At 36.4% G+C, this 18,599-nt stretch carries 13 protein-coding genes, 1 pseudogene and 3 other annotated features; of the genes and pseudogenes, 2 read left to right on the forward strand and 12 right to left on the reverse strand.

The window, feature by feature from the left end:
- Positions 1-92: 92 nt before the first annotated feature.
- The 3 genes from aspS to ileS form a co-directional block, all read right to left on the reverse strand.
- On the reverse strand, positions 93-1,385 hold the full coding sequence (gene aspS / locus ACTDJC_RS12910; RefSeq protein ID WP_098311083.1) for an aspartate--tRNA(Asn) ligase: 1,293 nt from the start codon (positions 1,383-1,385) through the stop codon (positions 93-95).
- 110 nt (positions 1,386-1,495) lie between these two features.
- Positions 1,496-1,708 (reverse strand) — a binding site (T-box leader).
- Positions 1,709-1,853: 145 nt separating this feature from the next.
- A complete protein-coding gene (locus ACTDJC_RS12915) occupies positions 1,854-6,062 on the reverse strand; it encodes a tetratricopeptide repeat protein (RefSeq protein ID WP_440603618.1) in 4,209 nt (1,402 codons plus the stop codon).
- A gap of 213 nt (positions 6,063-6,275) precedes the next feature.
- A complete protein-coding gene (gene ileS / locus ACTDJC_RS12920) occupies positions 6,276-9,380 on the reverse strand; it encodes an isoleucine--tRNA ligase (protein ID WP_440603619.1) in 3,105 nt (1,034 codons plus the stop codon).
- Positions 9,381-9,434: 54 nt separating this feature from the next.
- Positions 9,435-9,677: a binding site (T-box leader), on the reverse strand.
- A 264-nt stretch (positions 9,678-9,941) separates the two neighbouring features.
- On the opposite strand from ileS, the gene ACTDJC_RS12925 reads away from it, so the two are divergent.
- Complete coding sequence (locus ACTDJC_RS12925; RefSeq protein WP_098311086.1) at positions 9,942-10,175, forward strand: hypothetical protein; 234 nt, start codon at positions 9,942-9,944, stop codon at positions 10,173-10,175.
- A gap of 42 nt (positions 10,176-10,217) precedes the next feature.
- Here ACTDJC_RS12925 and ACTDJC_RS12930 read toward each other — a convergent pair whose 3' ends face one another.
- The 3 genes and pseudogenes from ACTDJC_RS12930 to ACTDJC_RS12940 form a co-directional block, all read right to left on the reverse strand.
- A complete protein-coding gene (locus ACTDJC_RS12930) occupies positions 10,218-11,075 on the reverse strand; it encodes a nucleoside-diphosphate kinase (RefSeq protein WP_440603620.1) in 858 nt (285 codons plus the stop codon).
- 494 nt (positions 11,076-11,569) lie between these two features.
- Positions 11,570-11,959: pseudogene (locus ACTDJC_RS12935) on the reverse strand (amidohydrolase family protein); the annotation flags it as partial.
- Positions 11,958-12,104: a hypothetical protein gene (locus ACTDJC_RS12940; RefSeq protein ID WP_440603621.1), complete on the reverse strand. Its 147-nt coding sequence runs from the start codon at positions 12,102-12,104 to the stop codon at positions 11,958-11,960. The gene ACTDJC_RS12940 and the pseudogene ACTDJC_RS12935, both read right to left, overlap by 2 nt.
- Positions 12,105-12,462: 358 nt before the next feature.
- On the opposite strand from ACTDJC_RS12940, the gene ACTDJC_RS12945 reads away from it, so the two are divergent.
- Positions 12,463-13,152 carry a YjjG family noncanonical pyrimidine nucleotidase gene (locus ACTDJC_RS12945; protein ID WP_440603622.1) on the forward strand — a complete coding sequence of 230 codons (690 nt, stop codon included), beginning with the start codon at positions 12,463-12,465 and terminating at the stop codon, positions 13,150-13,152.
- A gap of 163 nt (positions 13,153-13,315) precedes the next feature.
- Here ACTDJC_RS12945 and argS read toward each other — a convergent pair whose 3' ends face one another.
- From argS to ACTDJC_RS12975, 6 genes are all read right to left on the reverse strand, one after another.
- On the reverse strand, positions 13,316-15,004 hold the full coding sequence (argS, locus tag ACTDJC_RS12950) for an arginine--tRNA ligase (RefSeq protein WP_440603623.1): 1,689 nt from the start codon (positions 15,002-15,004) through the stop codon (positions 13,316-13,318).
- 48 nt (positions 15,005-15,052) lie between these two features.
- Positions 15,053-15,268, reverse strand: a binding site (T-box leader).
- A 40-nt stretch (positions 15,269-15,308) separates the two neighbouring features.
- Positions 15,309-16,085, reverse strand: coding sequence for a class I SAM-dependent methyltransferase (locus ACTDJC_RS12955; RefSeq protein WP_440603624.1), 777 nt, complete (start codon positions 16,083-16,085; stop codon positions 15,309-15,311).
- Positions 16,086-16,130: 45 nt separating this feature from the next.
- The gene (locus ACTDJC_RS12960) at positions 16,131-16,565 is read right to left on the reverse strand and encodes a BrxA/BrxB family bacilliredoxin (protein WP_098311091.1); all 435 of its coding nucleotides are present in this window, start codon (positions 16,563-16,565) and stop codon (positions 16,131-16,133) included.
- Between the two features lie 84 nt (positions 16,566-16,649).
- Positions 16,650-17,033: a thiol-disulfide oxidoreductase DCC family protein gene (locus ACTDJC_RS12965; RefSeq protein ID WP_098311092.1), complete on the reverse strand. Its 384-nt coding sequence runs from the start codon at positions 17,031-17,033 to the stop codon at positions 16,650-16,652.
- 5 nt (positions 17,034-17,038) lie between these two features.
- Positions 17,039-18,166 carry a conserved virulence factor C family protein gene (locus ACTDJC_RS12970; RefSeq protein ID WP_253629370.1) on the reverse strand — a complete coding sequence of 376 codons (1,128 nt, stop codon included), beginning with the start codon at positions 18,164-18,166 and terminating at the stop codon, positions 17,039-17,041.
- A gap of 63 nt (positions 18,167-18,229) precedes the next feature.
- The gene (locus tag ACTDJC_RS12975) at positions 18,230-18,568 is read right to left on the reverse strand and encodes a single-stranded DNA-binding protein (protein WP_098311095.1); all 339 of its coding nucleotides are present in this window, start codon (positions 18,566-18,568) and stop codon (positions 18,230-18,232) included.
- Positions 18,569-18,599: the final 31 nt, after the last annotated feature.

Raw genomic sequence — 18,599 nt, forward strand, 5'->3', positions numbered from 1 at the left:
TTAAACAACATAGGTCGTCGTGTAATAACACTACCTAAACTTCAATAACTGTAAATTCAGTATTACATATTAACCGGGGATTATTTCATATATTACGGTACTAACCGCGTACAGTCTCTTGGAAATGCGCTTGCTTCACGAACATTCGATAAATTTAAAAATTTATATACAAGTCGTTCTAATCCAATCGCAAATCCACCATGCGGCGGACATCCATAGCGGAATGTATCGATATAGGATTGGAAGTTTTCTACGTTTAATCCCTTTTCTCCAAAAGAACGAACTAACATATCATAATTATGAATGCGCTGCGCACCTGATGTAATTTCTAATCCTTTATACAATAAATCAAATGAGTCTGTGACAGAAGGATTCTCTTGATTTGGCATTGTATACATCGGGCGCGTCTCTTTCGGGTAATGGGTGATAAAGACGAAATCGCTATTATATACTTCTTTTACATACTTTCCAAGCAGTTTTTCTCCTTCTGAGTCTAAATCGCCTATTGGTGATTCTTTTCGATACTCTCTTTGTAAAATGCTTCGTGCTTCCGTAATCGTTAATTTCGGAATTTCTGTAATAACTGGTATGTCAATTTGAAGCAACTGCAACTCCTTAGCACAACATTGCTGCACTTTTTCAAACATATACCGAAGTACATCTGTTTCAAGCTTCATTACTTCATAAAAGTCTTCAATAAACGCAAGTTCGACGTCTAAGGAAATGTATTCGTTTAAATGACGAGATGAATTATGATGTTCAGCACGGTACACAGGTGCCACTTCAAAAACACGTTCTAATCCACCCGCCACCATCATCTGCTTATAAAACTGCGGTGATTGTGCTAAGTATGCATCTTTTTCAAAATATTGAAACTGAAATACGTTTGCTCCGCCTTCCGCCCCTTGTGAGACAATTTTCGGTGTGAAAATTCTCGTAAAATCATTTTGAAGTAAATATTCGCTAAAAGCATGGGCAAGCATTGATTGAATTGTAAAAATCGCTTGCACTCGTTCATGTCGAAGTGACAACGTTCGAGAGTTTAACATTTGGTCTAAACCAACTTGCAGTTTCTTTTTATTCACTTCAAATGGAATTGGCTCTGTACTGTTTAGAAGCTGTACATCCTCAACTAATAATTCTACTCCAAGTTCCGTTTTATCTGTCTCAATTACTTTTCCTGTAACTTGCACAACACTTTCTACTTCTACCTTATATCCAGCCCATTCTTTTTCAAGTACACATTGCATGACGCCTGTTCGGTCACGGAGTAATAAAAAGCTTATATTTCCGAGATGGCGAATTTTCTTCACCCATCCTTTTAACACAACTGTTTCATGCGATGTACATTCGCTAATAAGCGACCGCTTCGTTTGTTGACTCATACATTCCGCCTCCTACTATTAATTGTATGATTGTATGTTTATTATTATCGTTATCATCATCATCCACGGCCGCTCACCTCCTTTCAAAGAATACAAAAATCCGCCCCTATATAAGGGACGGATTTAACCGCGGTACCACCCAAATTGTCACATTGACCACTTTTCGCCTGATAACGGTAGGTGCCGTTTACTTTTACTAGTTGTTCACGTTCAAAATAACGCTCACAGGTGTCTTTCCATCACGCTGCATCGCAATCTTCTCAGCTACCGATTGCTCTCTGTAGATCAGGTCACGATGTACTTTTCCTGCTCATCGCTTTTTATATTTACGGAATATTCTATCCTTTTGAATGACGAATTGCAAGTTGTTTTTCTTTATTTTTTTAAAAGTAATTAGAAGAACTATCTCTCTTACTCCTTCTACTCATCCGATATCATCTTTTAATTTATAAACTTTCCCCACATATATCAAATATACTGCTTCACATACTTTTTAATACTTTTTAACTCTGGATCGTCCTCCATTACTTCTGCAAAATAGCCGCTTTCATCTTCTTGCAGTACACGCTCTAATTCAGCAATTGCTTCTTCATTTCGATTTAATACAACTAAATAGCATGCTTTATTATATCTTGCATTCAAATGGGACTCGTCAATCGATAATACATCATTCATGAGCCGTAACGCTTTTTCCGTATCACCGTTTAAATGATGAGAAACACCGAGCCCAATATATAGTTCATCCTCTTCTGGGTGATGCTCTAAACCTTTCTCCAATACAGCAATCGCTTCCCGGTAACGCTCTTGCTTATTGTAAAGAGCACCTAAATACATAAAACTACCACTGATCATCGGAACATCCTCTGCTAAAGCGCGGAGAATTTGCTCCCCTTCTTCTTCCTTGTGTAAATCAAGTAATATCGTGCCCTGCAGCATTCGAATCGGTGCGTCCATCGGCCGTTCTTGCAAAATGCGTTCCGTTTCACACAATGCTTCTTGCAGCCATGTCCTATTTTCATTTGCATATTCTAAAAGTAGCATAACAAGTTGATGTGCAACTTCATAATTCCAATGATTTTTGAGCGACTTACGCAATACTTCTAGTGCATCATCAATGAGATTAGCATTTACATAAAAGTGGGAAAACCGCTGCACTGCTGCGTCGTTTGTCTGATCTAGGCGGATTGCAGTTTCATAAAGATCAATAATAGAAGTGATAGAAAGAACATCTTGTGCACGCTTTCGAATACGACGATACATTTTTGTAAAAAATGCTCCTGTTTGTTCCTCCTGCTCCATCTGTTTAATAAATTTTTGTTCAAGTGCAGAAGCTGCATACATAAACGCAGAGCTTTTTTCTTCATTTGATATTTTCAAATCAGCTAAACTATCACTTATACTTTTTCTTTGCGTTCGCAACCCATCTACATACGTTGCATACACTTCTTCATTGTGAACATTTTGCATAATAAGATTTTCAATAACATGTAAGCCTTCTTTTTCGTGTGCGGCAAGTAATATTTTCGCATAATGATGTAATATCTCTTCATGGTCATTTTCCTGTGCAAGCGCCTGTTCTACATAAACACGTTCTTTCTGCCCATCACCAGATGCACCGTACACATATGCAAGACTATTCAAACGCCATGATTCAGAAACAATACCTTTCTTTTTGTTTAAAGCCGCAATCAGCTCCTCATGACGCTCAACTTTTACTGATATATTTGCTAAATGTTCCATATTTACTAATAGAGGTGCATATTTACAGCCTTCAAACATATGATGCTGCTCTTTTACTATATCTTCCTCAACAAAGTAAATTTCAGCTAATTTCAAATGAGCAATAGCAAACGTAGAATCTCGTTGTACACATTTCAAATAAGTCTTCTTTGCTTCTTTCCATTCCTCCAATGCTTTATATGCTTCTCCCAGCCTAAAATGAGGGAATGTATCTTCAGTCATCTGCGCCGCTCGCTCATACAGCTGAATGGCTTTTATATAACTTCCAGCTGACTCCTGTAATATGCCTAAATAGCATATATAATCTATATTACTACTATCTTTTTCAACTAAAGTATTTAAAAATGAAATCCCTCTTTGTAAAAATGGTGTATCCTCCAGCTGCGTTACATATATTTCTAGTGCATCTCGGAAATTATTTTGTATACAAACAATTCCTTCTTCCGTTATCGTTAAAGCTGATTCTATTTCCCTTTGCTCTATATTTTGATCCATAGCCGCATTCCATAATATTTTCCCGGCATTAATAAGGAAGTCACTATCTTCAGCAAACTGTTCTTTCAAGCTAAAAATATATTGTTTTCCAGCTTCATAGCTCCCTTGTTTCATGTAGACTTCACTTATCCCCAGATGACAAGGCACATCTTGCTTGTCATATTGAAGCCCTGTTTCATACATTTTCTGTGCTTTTTCATATTGCTCTCGTTCTAAATACAAATCTCCTAATTTCGCATATAATACAGCTGACTGAACATCATTTTGCATTCCTTCAAGTAAAACCTCTTCTGCTTTTCTTTCATCGTCTAGTTCTGCTTCATAAATATCAGCTAACATGATATATGGCAACGGGAGCTGCTGATCTAATTCTTTACCGATACGAAGTCCACGGATTGCTGATCTTAACTTTCCTAATTTATAAGCACACTTAGCACGTTCGCACCATACATATCCGTCGCGTTTATATTGTTTTAGCAGCGTATTAAACACATCATATGCTTCTTCGTCCCGGTCTGCATCCATTAAAATAAGGGCATGATTAATGAAAACAAAACGATCTTCGTGGCGACTCACTGCAATGAACGAGTACTTTAAAGCCTTTTCTACATCATCTAAATACATATAGCCAATTCCCATATAACTCCAAGCTACCGGCTGGTCAGGATCTAGTTGGAGCGACGCACGAAAACTTGCAATCATATCGTGAGAACGAGATTCATCCATCGCAATGCGCCCTTGAATGAAGTGATAGAATGGATTATCGATTTTATGCTTTACCTGTTCTAATACTGTATATGCTTGTTCCAATTCTTCAATACGCACAAAGCATTGCGCGGCATGAAGTTTCACATAATCCGATTCCGGATAAGCATGTAAAGCACGTTCGATACAGCTATATACAAACTCCTTTCCATCCTGTAAATCTAAATGCTTAATCGTATATAGCCATGTGTACGGATTTTCTTTATGCTCATGTAAAAATTTTAACAAAGCTTCCACATCGTCATGTTCGGCAAATTCCATTTGATCTGTTAACGAAAAAATACGACGAAAATACAAATCATCATCTTCACATAAAGAAGAAAGGAGATCATTTTTCTCTTTTGGAACAATCGCGATGGATAAATAATTTGTATTTAAATACTGCTTCGCAAATTCTTCATATGTGACAAGAATGCGCTCTGCAAAATTTGGATCTTGAATATACAAAACTTGCAACTGATCGTTATAACCGACTAACAATTGTACATGTGAAACATGATCTATATCGACACTAAGCAAAATCGGAACATTAGCATCGATAAATTTTTTATACATGTCCACTGTACCTACAAAGAAACGACTTTTATAACCAATCGATTCTACATATTCAACTGTTTTTGACAACTTCGACCCTATTCCATCAAAAGTATGCTTAGCAATTTCATCTTGCGTTTCGTGCTTTCCAAAAAGCTTCAATATCATTTCTATGCTTGCAGGCACACAATAATTATCTTTCTGCACGACAGGTGTAATCGGTAGCATCACTTCTTTTTTCTCATCAAATCGTAGTGTGTTATGATAAGGTGAATCTTTTAAACTATTCTCACTTTCTAACAATGTTTGCAGAGCAGTCCAATCACCTTTCGTATAATAGATTTCTGCCCATATTTGTGAGAAATACAATTGATAACTATGAAATGGCAACAACTTTTGAACTTCATGTAAAACTCGACTCAACTCATCATATGATTTTTTATCATATAATCTTTTCACCTTTTCTAAATAAAAGAACGGAACTTGTGGAAATTTCCTCATCGCTTCCGTAATGATTTGTAAGGATTTTTCATGTTCTCCTTTCATGGAATGCAACTCGGCAAATAAATATGTTGATGTATCTGCACATTCCTCACAATTCATTCCTTTTCGAAACACTTCTTCTGCTTTCAGCCAATCGCCTTTAAATAAATAAAAGTAGCCCCACTTATCAAAAATAGGAATCTCACTTAACTCTTCTGCTTTCTTCATATATGTATATGCTTCTTCATAACGGCGCATTTCAAGTATGCAGCGTGCCAATACAAAATATGCTTTGGCAAGATGCTCTTTTTCAACAGTTGTACCTTCTTTTTGTAATGCCTCTTTTAATAAATCCTCTGCATCTAATGATTTTCGTTCATCAATTAAATCATCACAAAACCAAGTAAGCGTACGAAAGCTATTAAAATGACGATGTGCATATCTCACAACAAATCTACTATAAGACGGCATCAAGCCTTCATCAAACAATTGAATAAGTGTATAAAAATCTTCTTCTGAAGAAATTGTGCCTAACCACTCTTTCAAGTATGAAAGGGATTTTTTCGATCTTATTTCCTCAATTTCTTTTTGAATTTCTGATATACCATTTAAAAATTCCTTCTTTTTTACATATACCCGTAATTTCTCAAAATCTCGCATTTTTTCACTCCATTCTCTCTTCACGATTTTACATACAACCTATATAAAGTACAATCTTTTTCTCATGATTGTTTTAAAAGAAAAAACAGAGCATACACTCTGTTTTTTCTTATTTTATCCCGCATTAACGGACAGTAAGACCCCCACCTCAAGATTCAGAGAAAGGCGAAGAAGATAGGCGGGGGATGAAGCCCCCTACTGATGGTTATCACTTTATATTTCGTTCGCTCTCAGATTAATCAATACCTTCTTATTTCCTACTTGAACTTGTTCTGCATTTTGTAATGATTCATTAAATAGTAATTGTTTCATGAGTAAATTTTCTTGTAGTAATGCCTTATACTTCGTTATTACATACTGTAATTCTTCGTCACCATTAACTTCAATGTCTACCCGCAAATTCACTGGTAAATTCAATTGTTTTCGATATTCCTGCACAGCACGAATAAATTCTCGTGCCATTCCCTCCTGCAGCAATTCATCCGTTACATTCGTATCCATCATGACAGTATATAATCCGTTCGTAGCATCAGCAAATCCTGCTTTCGGCACTTTTTCAACAAACACATCGTCTAATGTTACTGTGACAACTTCTCCAGACAACAATTGACATGCTCCCTTTTCATCCTTTATAAACACTTTTACTTCTTCACTAGATAAATTTTGCAGCCACTTACTTACCGTATTGATTTGCTTTCCGAATTTAGGTCCTGCTTGTTTAAAGTTTAGTTTTAACCGATATGACATATAACCCGCTTCGCTATGTTCGACTGTAACTTCTTTCACATTAAGTTCATCCATTACAATCTCTTTATAGGAATCCCAATCCATTTCTTGCTTCGTATGCTCAAATACAACGAGTTTTGCTAATGGCTGTTTTACTTTTAATGTATGTTGATTGCGAATGCTACGTCCGAGCTCCACTACTTGTAAAACAGCTGCCATCTCTTTTTCAAGCTGTGCATGAATTAACGTTTCATCAAATACTGGATAATCTGTTAAATGAACGCTGCTCCCTTCTAAATTTAAATGAATATCCTCTGCTAAAAATGGTGTAAACGGTGCAAGCAGCTTACTAATTGTCACAAGTACTTCATGTAGCGTATCATATGCCGCTGCTTTTTCAGCACTCATACCTGATGCCCAAAAACGACTGCGGGAACGTCTTACATACCAATTGCTTACTTCTTCAACTAATAATGCTATTTCACGAGCTGCTGTTGTAAATTGATAATCTTCTAAAGCCACGCTCACTTTTTGAATCGTACTATGCAATCTTGATAATACCCATTCATCCAATTTTGTTTTCTTTGTACTATATTCCTGTTTTGGATTGTATCCATCTAAATCCGCGTACAATACATAAAAACTATATACATTTAACAACGTATCTACTAGCTTCGACTTTGCTTCTTGTACAGTTCGTTCTGAAAATCGCTTCGGATTCCACGGAGCACTATCTACAAGAAGGGCCCACCGCAACGCATCCGCTCCAAATTTCTCTACTAAATCTACTGGGTCTAACGCATTCCCTTTACTTTTTGACATCTTTTGTCCATTTTCATCTAACACATGTCCAAGTGATAACACACGCTTATATGGTGCTCTGCCAGTGTACAGTGTAGACACCGCAAGTAAGCTATAAAACCATCCGCGCGTCTGATCAATTCCTTCAGCAATAACATCCGCTGGAAATTGTTCTTCAAATAACTTCTTATTTTCAAATGGATAATGATACTGTGCAAATGGCATCGAACCGCTATCAAACCAAACATCAATAACTTCCGGCGTCCGCTTCATCGTTTCGCCGCATTTAGAACATTTTACTTTTACTTCATCCACATATGGCTTATGCAGTTCAATTTTTTCATCTACAGCGTCAGTTGCATAACGTCTTAGCCCTTCAATGCTTTTCGGTGCAAATTGATGATGACAAGCTTCGCATTCCCACACATTAAGCGGCGTTCCCCAATACCTGTTTCGGCTAATATTCCAATCAACCATATTTTCTAAAAAATTACCGAACCGGCCATGTTGAATATGCTCTGGGTGCCATGTTACTTCATTATTATTTTGTAAAAAGTTCTCTTTTAAAGTAGTCGTTCGAATGAACCAACTTTCATTTGCATAATAAAGTAGCGGTGAATCACAGCGCCAACAATGCGGATAACTATGCTCATATTTCTCTTTATGATAAAGAAGACCATGCTCAGCTAAATAGCGAACAATATCAACATCACACTCTTTTACAAATTTCCCTTGTAAAAAAGGAACGTCAGATGTGTATTCTCCTTTCTCGTTTACAACATTCACAAATGATAAACCATGTTCTTGGACAACTTTATAATCATCTTCCCCGTAAGCAGGCGCGATATGCACAATCCCTGTACCGCTATGTGCAGTGACAAAATCAGCACTCACAATACAATGACCATTTGCAACTTCCGCAAACTGAAATGGCGGCGCATAAGAAAGCCCTATTAATTCACTTCCCTTGTGAACAGATAACATTTTATACTCTTGCTGCAGTATATCTTTCGCTAACTCTTTCGCAACAATATAAACATTTTCTCCCTGCTCCGCTCGGACATATTCCATCTCTGGATGAACCGCTAATGCTACATTAGCCGGAAGCGTCCACGGAGTTGTTGTCCATCCGAGAACATACTCGTTTTCTCGACCTGCAATCTGAAATTTAACTGTTGCACTTAAATCCTTCACTGTTTTATATCCTTGCGCGACTTCATGCGAGCTTAATGATGTTTGGCAGCTTGGGCAATAAGGAGAAACGCGGTGCCCTTTATATAGCAACCCTTTTTCATGAATTGTTCCAAGAATATGCCAAACGCTTTCGATATAAGAATTATCTAGCGTGATATACGGCGCATCCATGTCAACCCAATAGCCAATACTCTCTGTAAACTCACGCCACTGCTTTTCATACGTAAATACACTCTCTTTACACTTTGCAAGAAATGCTTCGACACCGTACTTTTCAATATCATGTTTACCAGAAATACCAAGCTGTTTTTCAACTCCTAATTCCACCGGTAATCCATGTGTATCCCATCCGGCTTTGCGCAGCACTTTATATCCTGTCATCGTTTTATACCTTGCGACCAAGTCCTTAATTGTCCGTCCTAGCGCATGACCGACATGCGGAAGACCATTCGCAGTTGGCGGTCCTTCATAAAAAACGAAAGATTGTGCACCTTCACGATTTCGAATCGATTGTATAAAGGTATCCTGTTCATTCCATTGCTTACGAATTCGCGCTTCTCTCCTTACAGCTAATTCTTTCACATCTACCTTCTTCATCTACAATCACTCCTTATGAAATAATTAAAAGTACACAAAAAACCCGTCCCTATCATTAGGGACGGGTTTACCCGCGCTACCACCCTACTTCTATTGATTAACCGTTCAATCAATAGCACTCAGCAACGTACAATCATACGCGTTCCTTGTAACGGTAGACAACCGTTCGAACTTACTATGTTCAGTTCGACTCCTCGGAGATGATTTTCAAATATAAACCGAACACCGGCTTTCAGCAAAGCACCGGCTCTCTGGGGAACAGCGATATATTTTACTCTTTCTCGTCATCAGATTTGTATACTTTTATTAACAGTTATTTTATTCCAACGCAACGCTAATTGTCAATTAATTTAGAAAAAACTATCTGAATTCTATTTATGCCTTTAATGTTTACCTTTACTACACTTTTTTATTCTAAACATATATCAGAATGCTTAATGAATATCAGAAGCTGGCATGGTTAAGCTATTGAAAGACCCACAGATGTTTTATCGTATGGGAAGCTATTAAGTCAATTATATCTAAAATATTAGGATTGAAAAAGAAGAGGTGGTGTTTTCTATGTCAGATTTTTCAGAATCAATCGAGTATGAAACAGGTACGTCGATTCAAACTTTCAACATTATTGAAACGAATGCTACTGCTGATGGATATGAAGTTCTATTGGATATTGATTTAGACAGTGGTTACGAATTAGAAAAAGTAAAAATGAAAATTACCTTTGAAGAATTAGCAGGATACGAAACAACTGATATTCATGAAGGAGTAAAATACGCTTTAGGATTTTTTTCATGAATGATCGCACCGACATAAAAACCTTCAGTGTACTGAAGGTTTTTATGTAAAACTTAACATTGTCGTTTTAAACAAACAGGTTTCCCATTTTGCAAGTTTTAAACCGGCCTTATCGAATGCTTGAAATAGTATATTGTAGTTTATTCTTTTAAAATTTTTGTTGTTAGTTATACACTCTAGTAATTTGTCTTTGCCAATGTACATGTAAAACATCCGATATTCCTCCTGCAAGGTATTATACAACCAAAGCTGCTTCATTGACTTGCTTACACTCATGGCCTGACGTTGTTTCTTATCAAGAAAACTTATATATCTTTTCTTTACTTTCATATGCATGGATGAAACTCGTATACATTGCCGTTTGATACGAAAGTATATATCTATAACATCAAGATTGCTCGCTTCTTTTTGCTTAAGTACGAATGAAGCATTTTCACATGCTAATTGTTCTATCTCTTCAGCTGTAAAAAACAATGATGCTTCCCGTTTCACTGCGTTTGTACAATCTGCAGAGTGAAATAGATTAAATATCCCATTCATTGCTCCAAACGTACATCGTATCGTTCCTTTCTTTGCTTTTTCAGGCTTGAAGTTTCCCTTCCACTTTTTTTCAATCAGCTCGGAAACCGATTTGTACGGTGGTTGTGGTGTACCTTGAACCAACACACATAAACTTTCTCCTAAATTCAAGAATTCAGATTCTAATTCCCACCACCATTCAGAATACTCCTTATTTTCATCCCAATATAAACGCCGGCATAAATTCGGTGTAATCGTCACATATTTGCAGGCAAGAATTTGAAATCCTCTTCGCTCAAGAAACGACAGAATTTCTCGTTCTAAATTTAAGTATACTGCGTCTGGTTTGCATATTACGAACCCTAATTTGTCCCAATTCAATATCTATATCCCCCTTCCACCCTATGTAATAATATATGGAAGAAAAGGAAAGTTGCTCATGCAAACATAATAATGATTATGTTCATACATCCAATTCGAACTTTCAACATTATTGAAACGAATGTAAATGCTGATGCATATAAATTTTTTTGAATATTGATTTAGACAGCTATTACGAACCAGAAAATGTAAAAATACAAATTACCTTTGAGGAATTAGTAGGATACGAAACAACTGATATTGAAAAAGGGATAAAATATGCTTTAGGGTTCTTTAATAAGTAATTGTATAATGTTTAAAAAAAGTACCACCTGTTAAAGGTGATACTCATTCTTTCATGATAAAGTGAAACTTCCATCAGTAGGGAGTTTCTTCATCCTCCACTGATGGAAATCCTGCCCAGTCAGGCGCATGCCAACAGTTATCCCCCATCTATACTCTAAACCTTGAGATGTGGACCCTACTGCTCCAAAATAGCGAGATAAAGTTATGCACTATCCAATTAAGGAAGTTGAATGCTGAAATACAATTTCACCGTCCAACATTGTCAGTTCAACCTGTATATCCTTAATCTGTTCGTGAGGAACGTTTAGAATCGGTTTATCCAAAACAACCAAGTCTGCAAGTTTTCCTACTTCGATGCTGCCTTTCACCGCTTCCTCAAAACTTGCGTACGCACCATTCCAAGTAAAGAGTTTAATTGCTTCCAAAATGCTAACACGCTGATTGGCTCCGACCTCTTGTCCGGATGAACTCAAGCGGTTAACAGCGACATGAATACCAAGAAGTGGATTTGGCATGATAACCGGGCTATCAGAAGCAGCTGCAGCAATGATACCAGCATCAATATAATCGCGGAGGGGATACATATGATTTACTCGCTCACAGATTTCCAATTCGAGGTATTTCCATAATATGTAGCCACTTTACTGTTCGACAAAGGCCGGCTTTCCCTGCTATCACTTTTGCATCTTGAAAATGTCTATGCTTTAAGATTTCCTGTACTGATAAATTAACCCCAGTATTCATTTTATCGTACACCTCTTTAGAGTTTAGAAACTTTAATTCTAATAATATTTTATTTGAAAATTTAAAATTATAAAAAGTATAAAAAAACTAAATACAGGTAATTTTCCCGTGCTCAAGTTTTCTCATAACCCTTGTTTAGTATGACATATGTCATATACAACACTTTATAAATACTGTAATTTATAAAGTGTTGTATAGCATAATAAGTATTTTATATAAAACTAGAATGATATTTTACTTGTTATAACATTTTGTAACAAAATGCTATAGGACATCATATAAGTACGTTGACAAGACTTTTTTATAAAAAAGTTTGTATGTGATAACTAGAAAAACTAACTATATTTGGAGGATTAGTATGAAGTACGAGATTATAATATTTGATGCAGATGAGACTTTATTTGATTTTAATAAATCCGAAAAAGATTCTCTTAAAAATACTATGCTTGCATTTAATATAGAATATGATGAAAATCATCATTTGAAAGTATACAAGGATATAAATACCGCTATATGGAAAGAGCTTGAGGATGGACTTATTACTCAGAAAAAATTAAATGTTGAAAGATTTAAACGGTTATCAAATAAATTAAATGCTGAATTTGATGAAGTTGAATTTGCACAATTATATATGAAACATTTATCTTATGCATCTTTTTTATACGATGAGAGTATAGACCTTGTAGAAAGTCTGTATAAAAATTATAGACTTTCTATAATTACTAATGGTCTTAAAGATGTTCAAGATAATAGAATAAGAAAATCTATTATAGCAAAATACTTTGAAGATATCGTAGTCTCTGAGGATGTTGAGGTATCAAAACCAGACCCTAAAATATTTGAGCACGCTTTAAACAATATACAGCATACTGACAAGAGCAAGGTATTGATGGTAGGAGATAGCTTAACTTCTGATATACAAGGCGGGATCAATTTTGGTATAGATACGTGCTGGTTTAATCCTAATAAAATTGTAAATACATTAGGATTGAAACCTACTTATGAAATTTCAAATTTGATGGAGCTTAAAAATATACTAAAAAAATAGATTTATTAAGATAGTGGTTGTCTCAAAATGATTGAAAACTCGTTTTGAGTACAGCCTCTTTTATTTTATAAAAGTAATCTAGGTTTACTAATTAGCTGAAATGTTATAAATAAAAAAGAGAAAGAAATTGATAAACACTCAATTCCCTTCTCTTTCACATCCTCTACATCTCCTCAGGCGCTTCCATCCCAAGCAAACGTAAACCTTCTTTTAATACAATTTCCACCGCATATACGAGCGCAACTCTACTTTCTTTCTCTGCATTTTCTTCTAAAATACGAACGTTACCATAATATTTATTAAACGCCTGCGCCACGTCTAGTAAATACTTTGCAATATGAGATGGCTCGTATTTTCCAAAAGCTGTTTCAATTACTTGCGGAAAGCGATTTAACAGTTTTATCACTGTCCAGCTTATATCATCTGTTAACTGTAATTCTTGTTTCTCAATATCTATATCGCTTTTTTTCAATAGCGAACAAGTACGGGCATGTGTGTATTGTACGTATGGTCCTGTTTCTCCTTCAAATTTCAACATATTTTCAAGTGAAAATTCAATGTTATGCATGCGTTCGTTTTTCAAATCGTGGAAAATAATTGCGCCAACACCGACTTGCCTTGCTACTTCATCTTTCTTTTTCAAATTCGGATTTTTCTCTTCAATATTTTGTTTCGCTAGCATAATTGCTTCTTCTAGCACTTCTTCTAATAAAACAACTCTTCCTTTACGAGTAGACATTTTCTTACCATCTTTTAAAATAAGTCCGAACGGAACGTGAGCCATACCTTCTACCCACTCAAATCCTAGTTTCTTTAATACAGTGAAGAATTGTGAAAAATGCAAGCTTTGTTCTTCCCCAACGACATATAATGCTTTATCAAATTCATACGTATTTTGGCGATATAATGCAGCTGTTAAATCACGCGTTGCATAAAGAGTGGCACCATCTGACTTTTTAATTAAACATGGCGGCATTCCTTCTGCCTCTAAATTTACAACTTGTGCCCCGTCAGATTCTTCTAATAGGTGATGTTCTTCTAGAAGCGAAACAAGATCATCCATTTTATCATTATAGAAAGCCTCGCCTTGGAAATTTGAGAATTCTACGCCAAGCAGTTCGTAAATACGAGAAAACTCTTTTAAAGATTCGTGACGGAACCAGTTCCATAAATATACTGCTTCTTCATCACCATCTTCTAATTTTTTAAACCAAGCACGCCCTTCCTCTTCTAACTCGGGGTATTCTATTACTTCTTCATGAAAACGTACATATAACTTAAATAGCTCACGAATTGGATCTTCTCTTACAAGCTCTTCATTCCCCCATTTTTTATAAACAGTGATTAGTTTCCCAAACTGCGTTCCCCAGTCACCAACGTAGTTAATACCAACAACTTCGTAACCACATTTTTCACATATATGTTTTAGTGCATTTCCGATCATAGTAGAACGTAAATGTCCCATCGAAAATGGTTTAGCGATATTAGGAGAAGAATAATCAATCACAACTGTTTTTTCTTGACCAAAGTACAACTGTCCGTATTCTTCTTTTTTATCTATAATTTTACACAACACTTCGTTACTTACAGTTTGACGATCGAAGAACACATTGACATACGGCCCAACCGCTTCGACTTTTGTAAAAAATAGGTGAGATAATTTATCCGCTAGTTCCTGTGCAATAACTGCTGGTGCTTTTTTATATTGTTTCGCTAATGTGAAACAAGGAAAAGCGGCATCTCCAAATTCATCTTGCTTTGGCGTTTCCATTAGATCAGTAATTTGTTGTAATGATAAACTTGGGTCTAATACATCGAATACATGTTTTGCAAACTTCATTTTATATTCCATCATTCTTCCTCCTTTTTTAATCATAAAAAAACTCGTCTCTTTTTTAAAAAAAGAGACGAGTTTACACCCGTGGTACCACCCTTGTTGTTCATAACGAACCACTTTCCCGTTTATAACGAGGTTGGGGATCCCCGGCTTACTCTACTATACCGTTCAAGCAGCATCTCCGAAGTGCGCTTCATTATTTTCTCTGCGCTAGGCTTTCACCATCCCTAGCTCGCTATCGCTTCTGAAAATAATTACTCTCTTCATCCAAGATTTTCTATACAATTTATTATAGTCCATTATACATATTATCTGACAATTAGCAAGTTTCAATTACACCAAAATGAAATTTAGAGCTTTTTCGTTTATATACAAAAAAGTTATGTTTTTTAAAACGCGTACTACGAAAATGGTCTTTTAAAACAACACGTTTCCTTGCTACACGCTTAGCCTCTTCAATTGTTTCATCCGTAATATCATTGTACAGCGCAAAATGTTTTAAACCGCGTATACCGTCTGATTCTAATACTGTTTCTTCAAACATTGGGTCTAAATACACAACATCATAACAATTCTCTGCACATTGTTGTAAAAAAGCTAAATGCTCCGTATGATTCACTGTAATTCGTTGCATTGCTTCATTTATTTCTGTCACACCGGCATTCCATTGCTTAAGACCTTTCTCAATCAAATATGCCATATAGCGGTTGCCTTCTAACCCAGTGACTTGTCCTGCTTCTCCTACGGCATAACTTGCAACGATGCTATCAGATGCCATACCTAGTGTGCAATCCAATACTTCCATCCCTTCTTCTAGCTGCGCAGCTTGCAGAAATGGATCATGTTCACCGCGCATTAATCGCTTCACGCGAAACATCGCTGAATTTGGATGAAAAAAGAACGATTCTTCCGTTCCTTGCGGAAAAATCGCTAAACGATTTTTCCCAGTAACAAGTACATCTTGTTTATATTGATCATGTAATTCATAAATAGGACGGTCATTTCTCGCAAAAAAAGAACATTGTAAATCTGCTGCTATTTTTTCAGCATATGCGGTCATTTCTTTATTTGTTCGCCCTGCTGTCGTTACAATCATTCTGCCACCTCATTACAAAGAAAAAGGGAGAAAATCTCTCCCTTTTTAGCAATGCTTTTCAAAAGCTTGTTCTAAGTTATTAATAATTTCATCCATTGTTGCACCTTCAATTTCATGACGGTGAATAAAGTGAACTACTTCTTTACCTTTTAATAGTGCCATAGATGGTGAAGATGGCGGGATATCATCAAAGTAAGAACGCATCATCGCTGTCGCTTCTTTATCTTGACCTGCAAATACAGTTACAAGATTGTCAGGTTGCTTCTCAGAACGTACAACCGCTTGACCAGCTGATGGACGCGCTAAGCCTGCCGCACAACCACAAACAGAGTTCACAACAACTAATGTTGTCCCCTCTGCATTTTCCATATATTCTTGCACATTTTCTGCTGTTGTTAATTCTTTAAATCCCGAGCGTACTAATTCTTGGCGCATTGGAATTACCATTTGACGCATGTATTCTTCGTATGCATTTGTCATGTTACTAATCTCTCCTTCAACTTTCATTCCAGATTTATCATATCACGCTCTAATAATAGACGCAAAAGAAACATAATGACTTTCTTATTTTTTCCTCGGAAGTTCGCAAACCCCATTTTTACAATGTCCAACGGGGACAATTTCCCTTTTTGTCGCAATATAATCATATAAAAAATGACCAAAACCGAAAAGAATCGATAATTTAATAAAAGGTACGATTGCCCAGTATGCAGGAATTGCTTTCGCTAAAACATCTACACTTTTAATGCCTTTATACCAACGACTATCTTTATAAATATACAGCTGTTTCTCCATATTTTGCTGTATCTCTTCTGATAAGCAATATCGCTGAACAATTTCTTCTTCGCGAAAAGAGACAAATTTGATTTTCCCCTTTTTATCTAGTTCTTTCGTTCGATTTGCAACCTTTGTACACATCGGGCACCAGCTATCATAAAAAACAAGCATGGCTATTATTCTCCTTTTCGATACTCCGTCATTTGCTTCCAAACAGAACCTTTCGCTTCTTCTCCGCCTTCAATACGTTCAAGTGCTAAGCGAGCTTGCATCGCTACCTCAAATTCTGGATCTTCCTGTGCTACGCGAAGTGCCGGAACTGCACTTTCATCACCAATTTCAAATAAGAACATTGCCGCACGCCAGCGCACAAGTTTACTTGGATCTTTTAACGCTTTAATCATCACAAACATTGCTGCTGGGTCACCGATATCTGATAGGCAGTCACCTGCTGTACGGCGTACGCTTACTGATTTATCAAGTAATGCTTTATATAGTAAAGGTAATACGGCATCACCTTTTACCATTCCTAAATAAGCTGTTGCTAAGCGACGAATCGATACTTTTTCATCTTCTAACGCTTTCTTCAGTACAGGAATATCTTCTTCTGTTGGATCCATTTGTTCAAGTGCCGCATAACGTTTTGTCCAATCAGAATCATTCATCATTTCCTCTGTTACTTTATATGGCTGACGTTTTGTAATCGTTACTTCTTTTGCTCCTGCTTGCTGTAATAATTCTTGTACAATTGTTTCTACGCGCTCAGCTGGATATGCCGCAACAATCTCTTCCACAACTTCTTTCCCGATATCTTCAAAGTCACCGTAGCGTGTACTTTGCTCAACCCACTTACGTTCTTTTACAACATTTGGCGCAGACATCTGCACTTTCATAATTGCTTCTTTAAAACGATCTGGTAATCCAACTCGTTCCTCTGTTGTACCATCTGTTAACTTCACTTGCATAGGAATAGTAAAGAACATTTGAATAAATACTTTTACTTCCCCAAAATGCGCATTAGATTCTTGTTCACTCTCCGTTGCTACTTCTTCCCCAAATACAGCACGTACTTGTTGTAAAATATGTTTCCAGTCATATTTTGCATTACGCTCTACTGCTAAAAAATCCGCAACATGATACACGCCTTTTATACCATCAATTTGTAAAATTTGCTGCACTCTTTCTGGAGCTTCTCCCATATTAGTACGTGTATAGTTATTACGTGCTCCTGACGGTAACACTTCATTTAAAATAACCTTCATTGTATTTGGACTTGGTGTCGGTTCAATCCCTTTAATTTTCACGAATAGTGTCTCTCCTTTATTGCTGTTCTTAGCTGTATTGTAACATGTTCTGAAATGAGACTCCTACTGAGGTGCTTGCTCTTTTTTCTTCTCTAAAAAAGTAATTCTTTCAATAACAACTTCTGTCTTATATATTCTTTTTCCACTCTCATTATTGTATTGACTCGTATGAATATGTCCGGTTATACCAACAAGTGCTCCTTTTTTGCAGTACATCGTTACATTTTCCGCTGATTTTCGCCAAATCATGCAGTTAATGAAATCAGCTTGCTGCTCTCCTAAACTGTTACGAAACCCTCTATTTACTGCCACACAAAGACGCGCATAAGCAATCCCTTGCTTTGTATAATATAATTCTGGATCTTTTGTTAATCTACCGATTAATACAACTCGATTCATCATACGATTTGTTTCACCTCTTCTTTTTTTCTTT

The organism is Bacillus sp. GB_SG_008 (assembly GCF_052038115.1).
Classification (GTDB): Bacteria; Bacillota; Bacilli; order Bacillales; family Bacillaceae_G; genus Bacillus_A; species Bacillus_A rhizoplanae.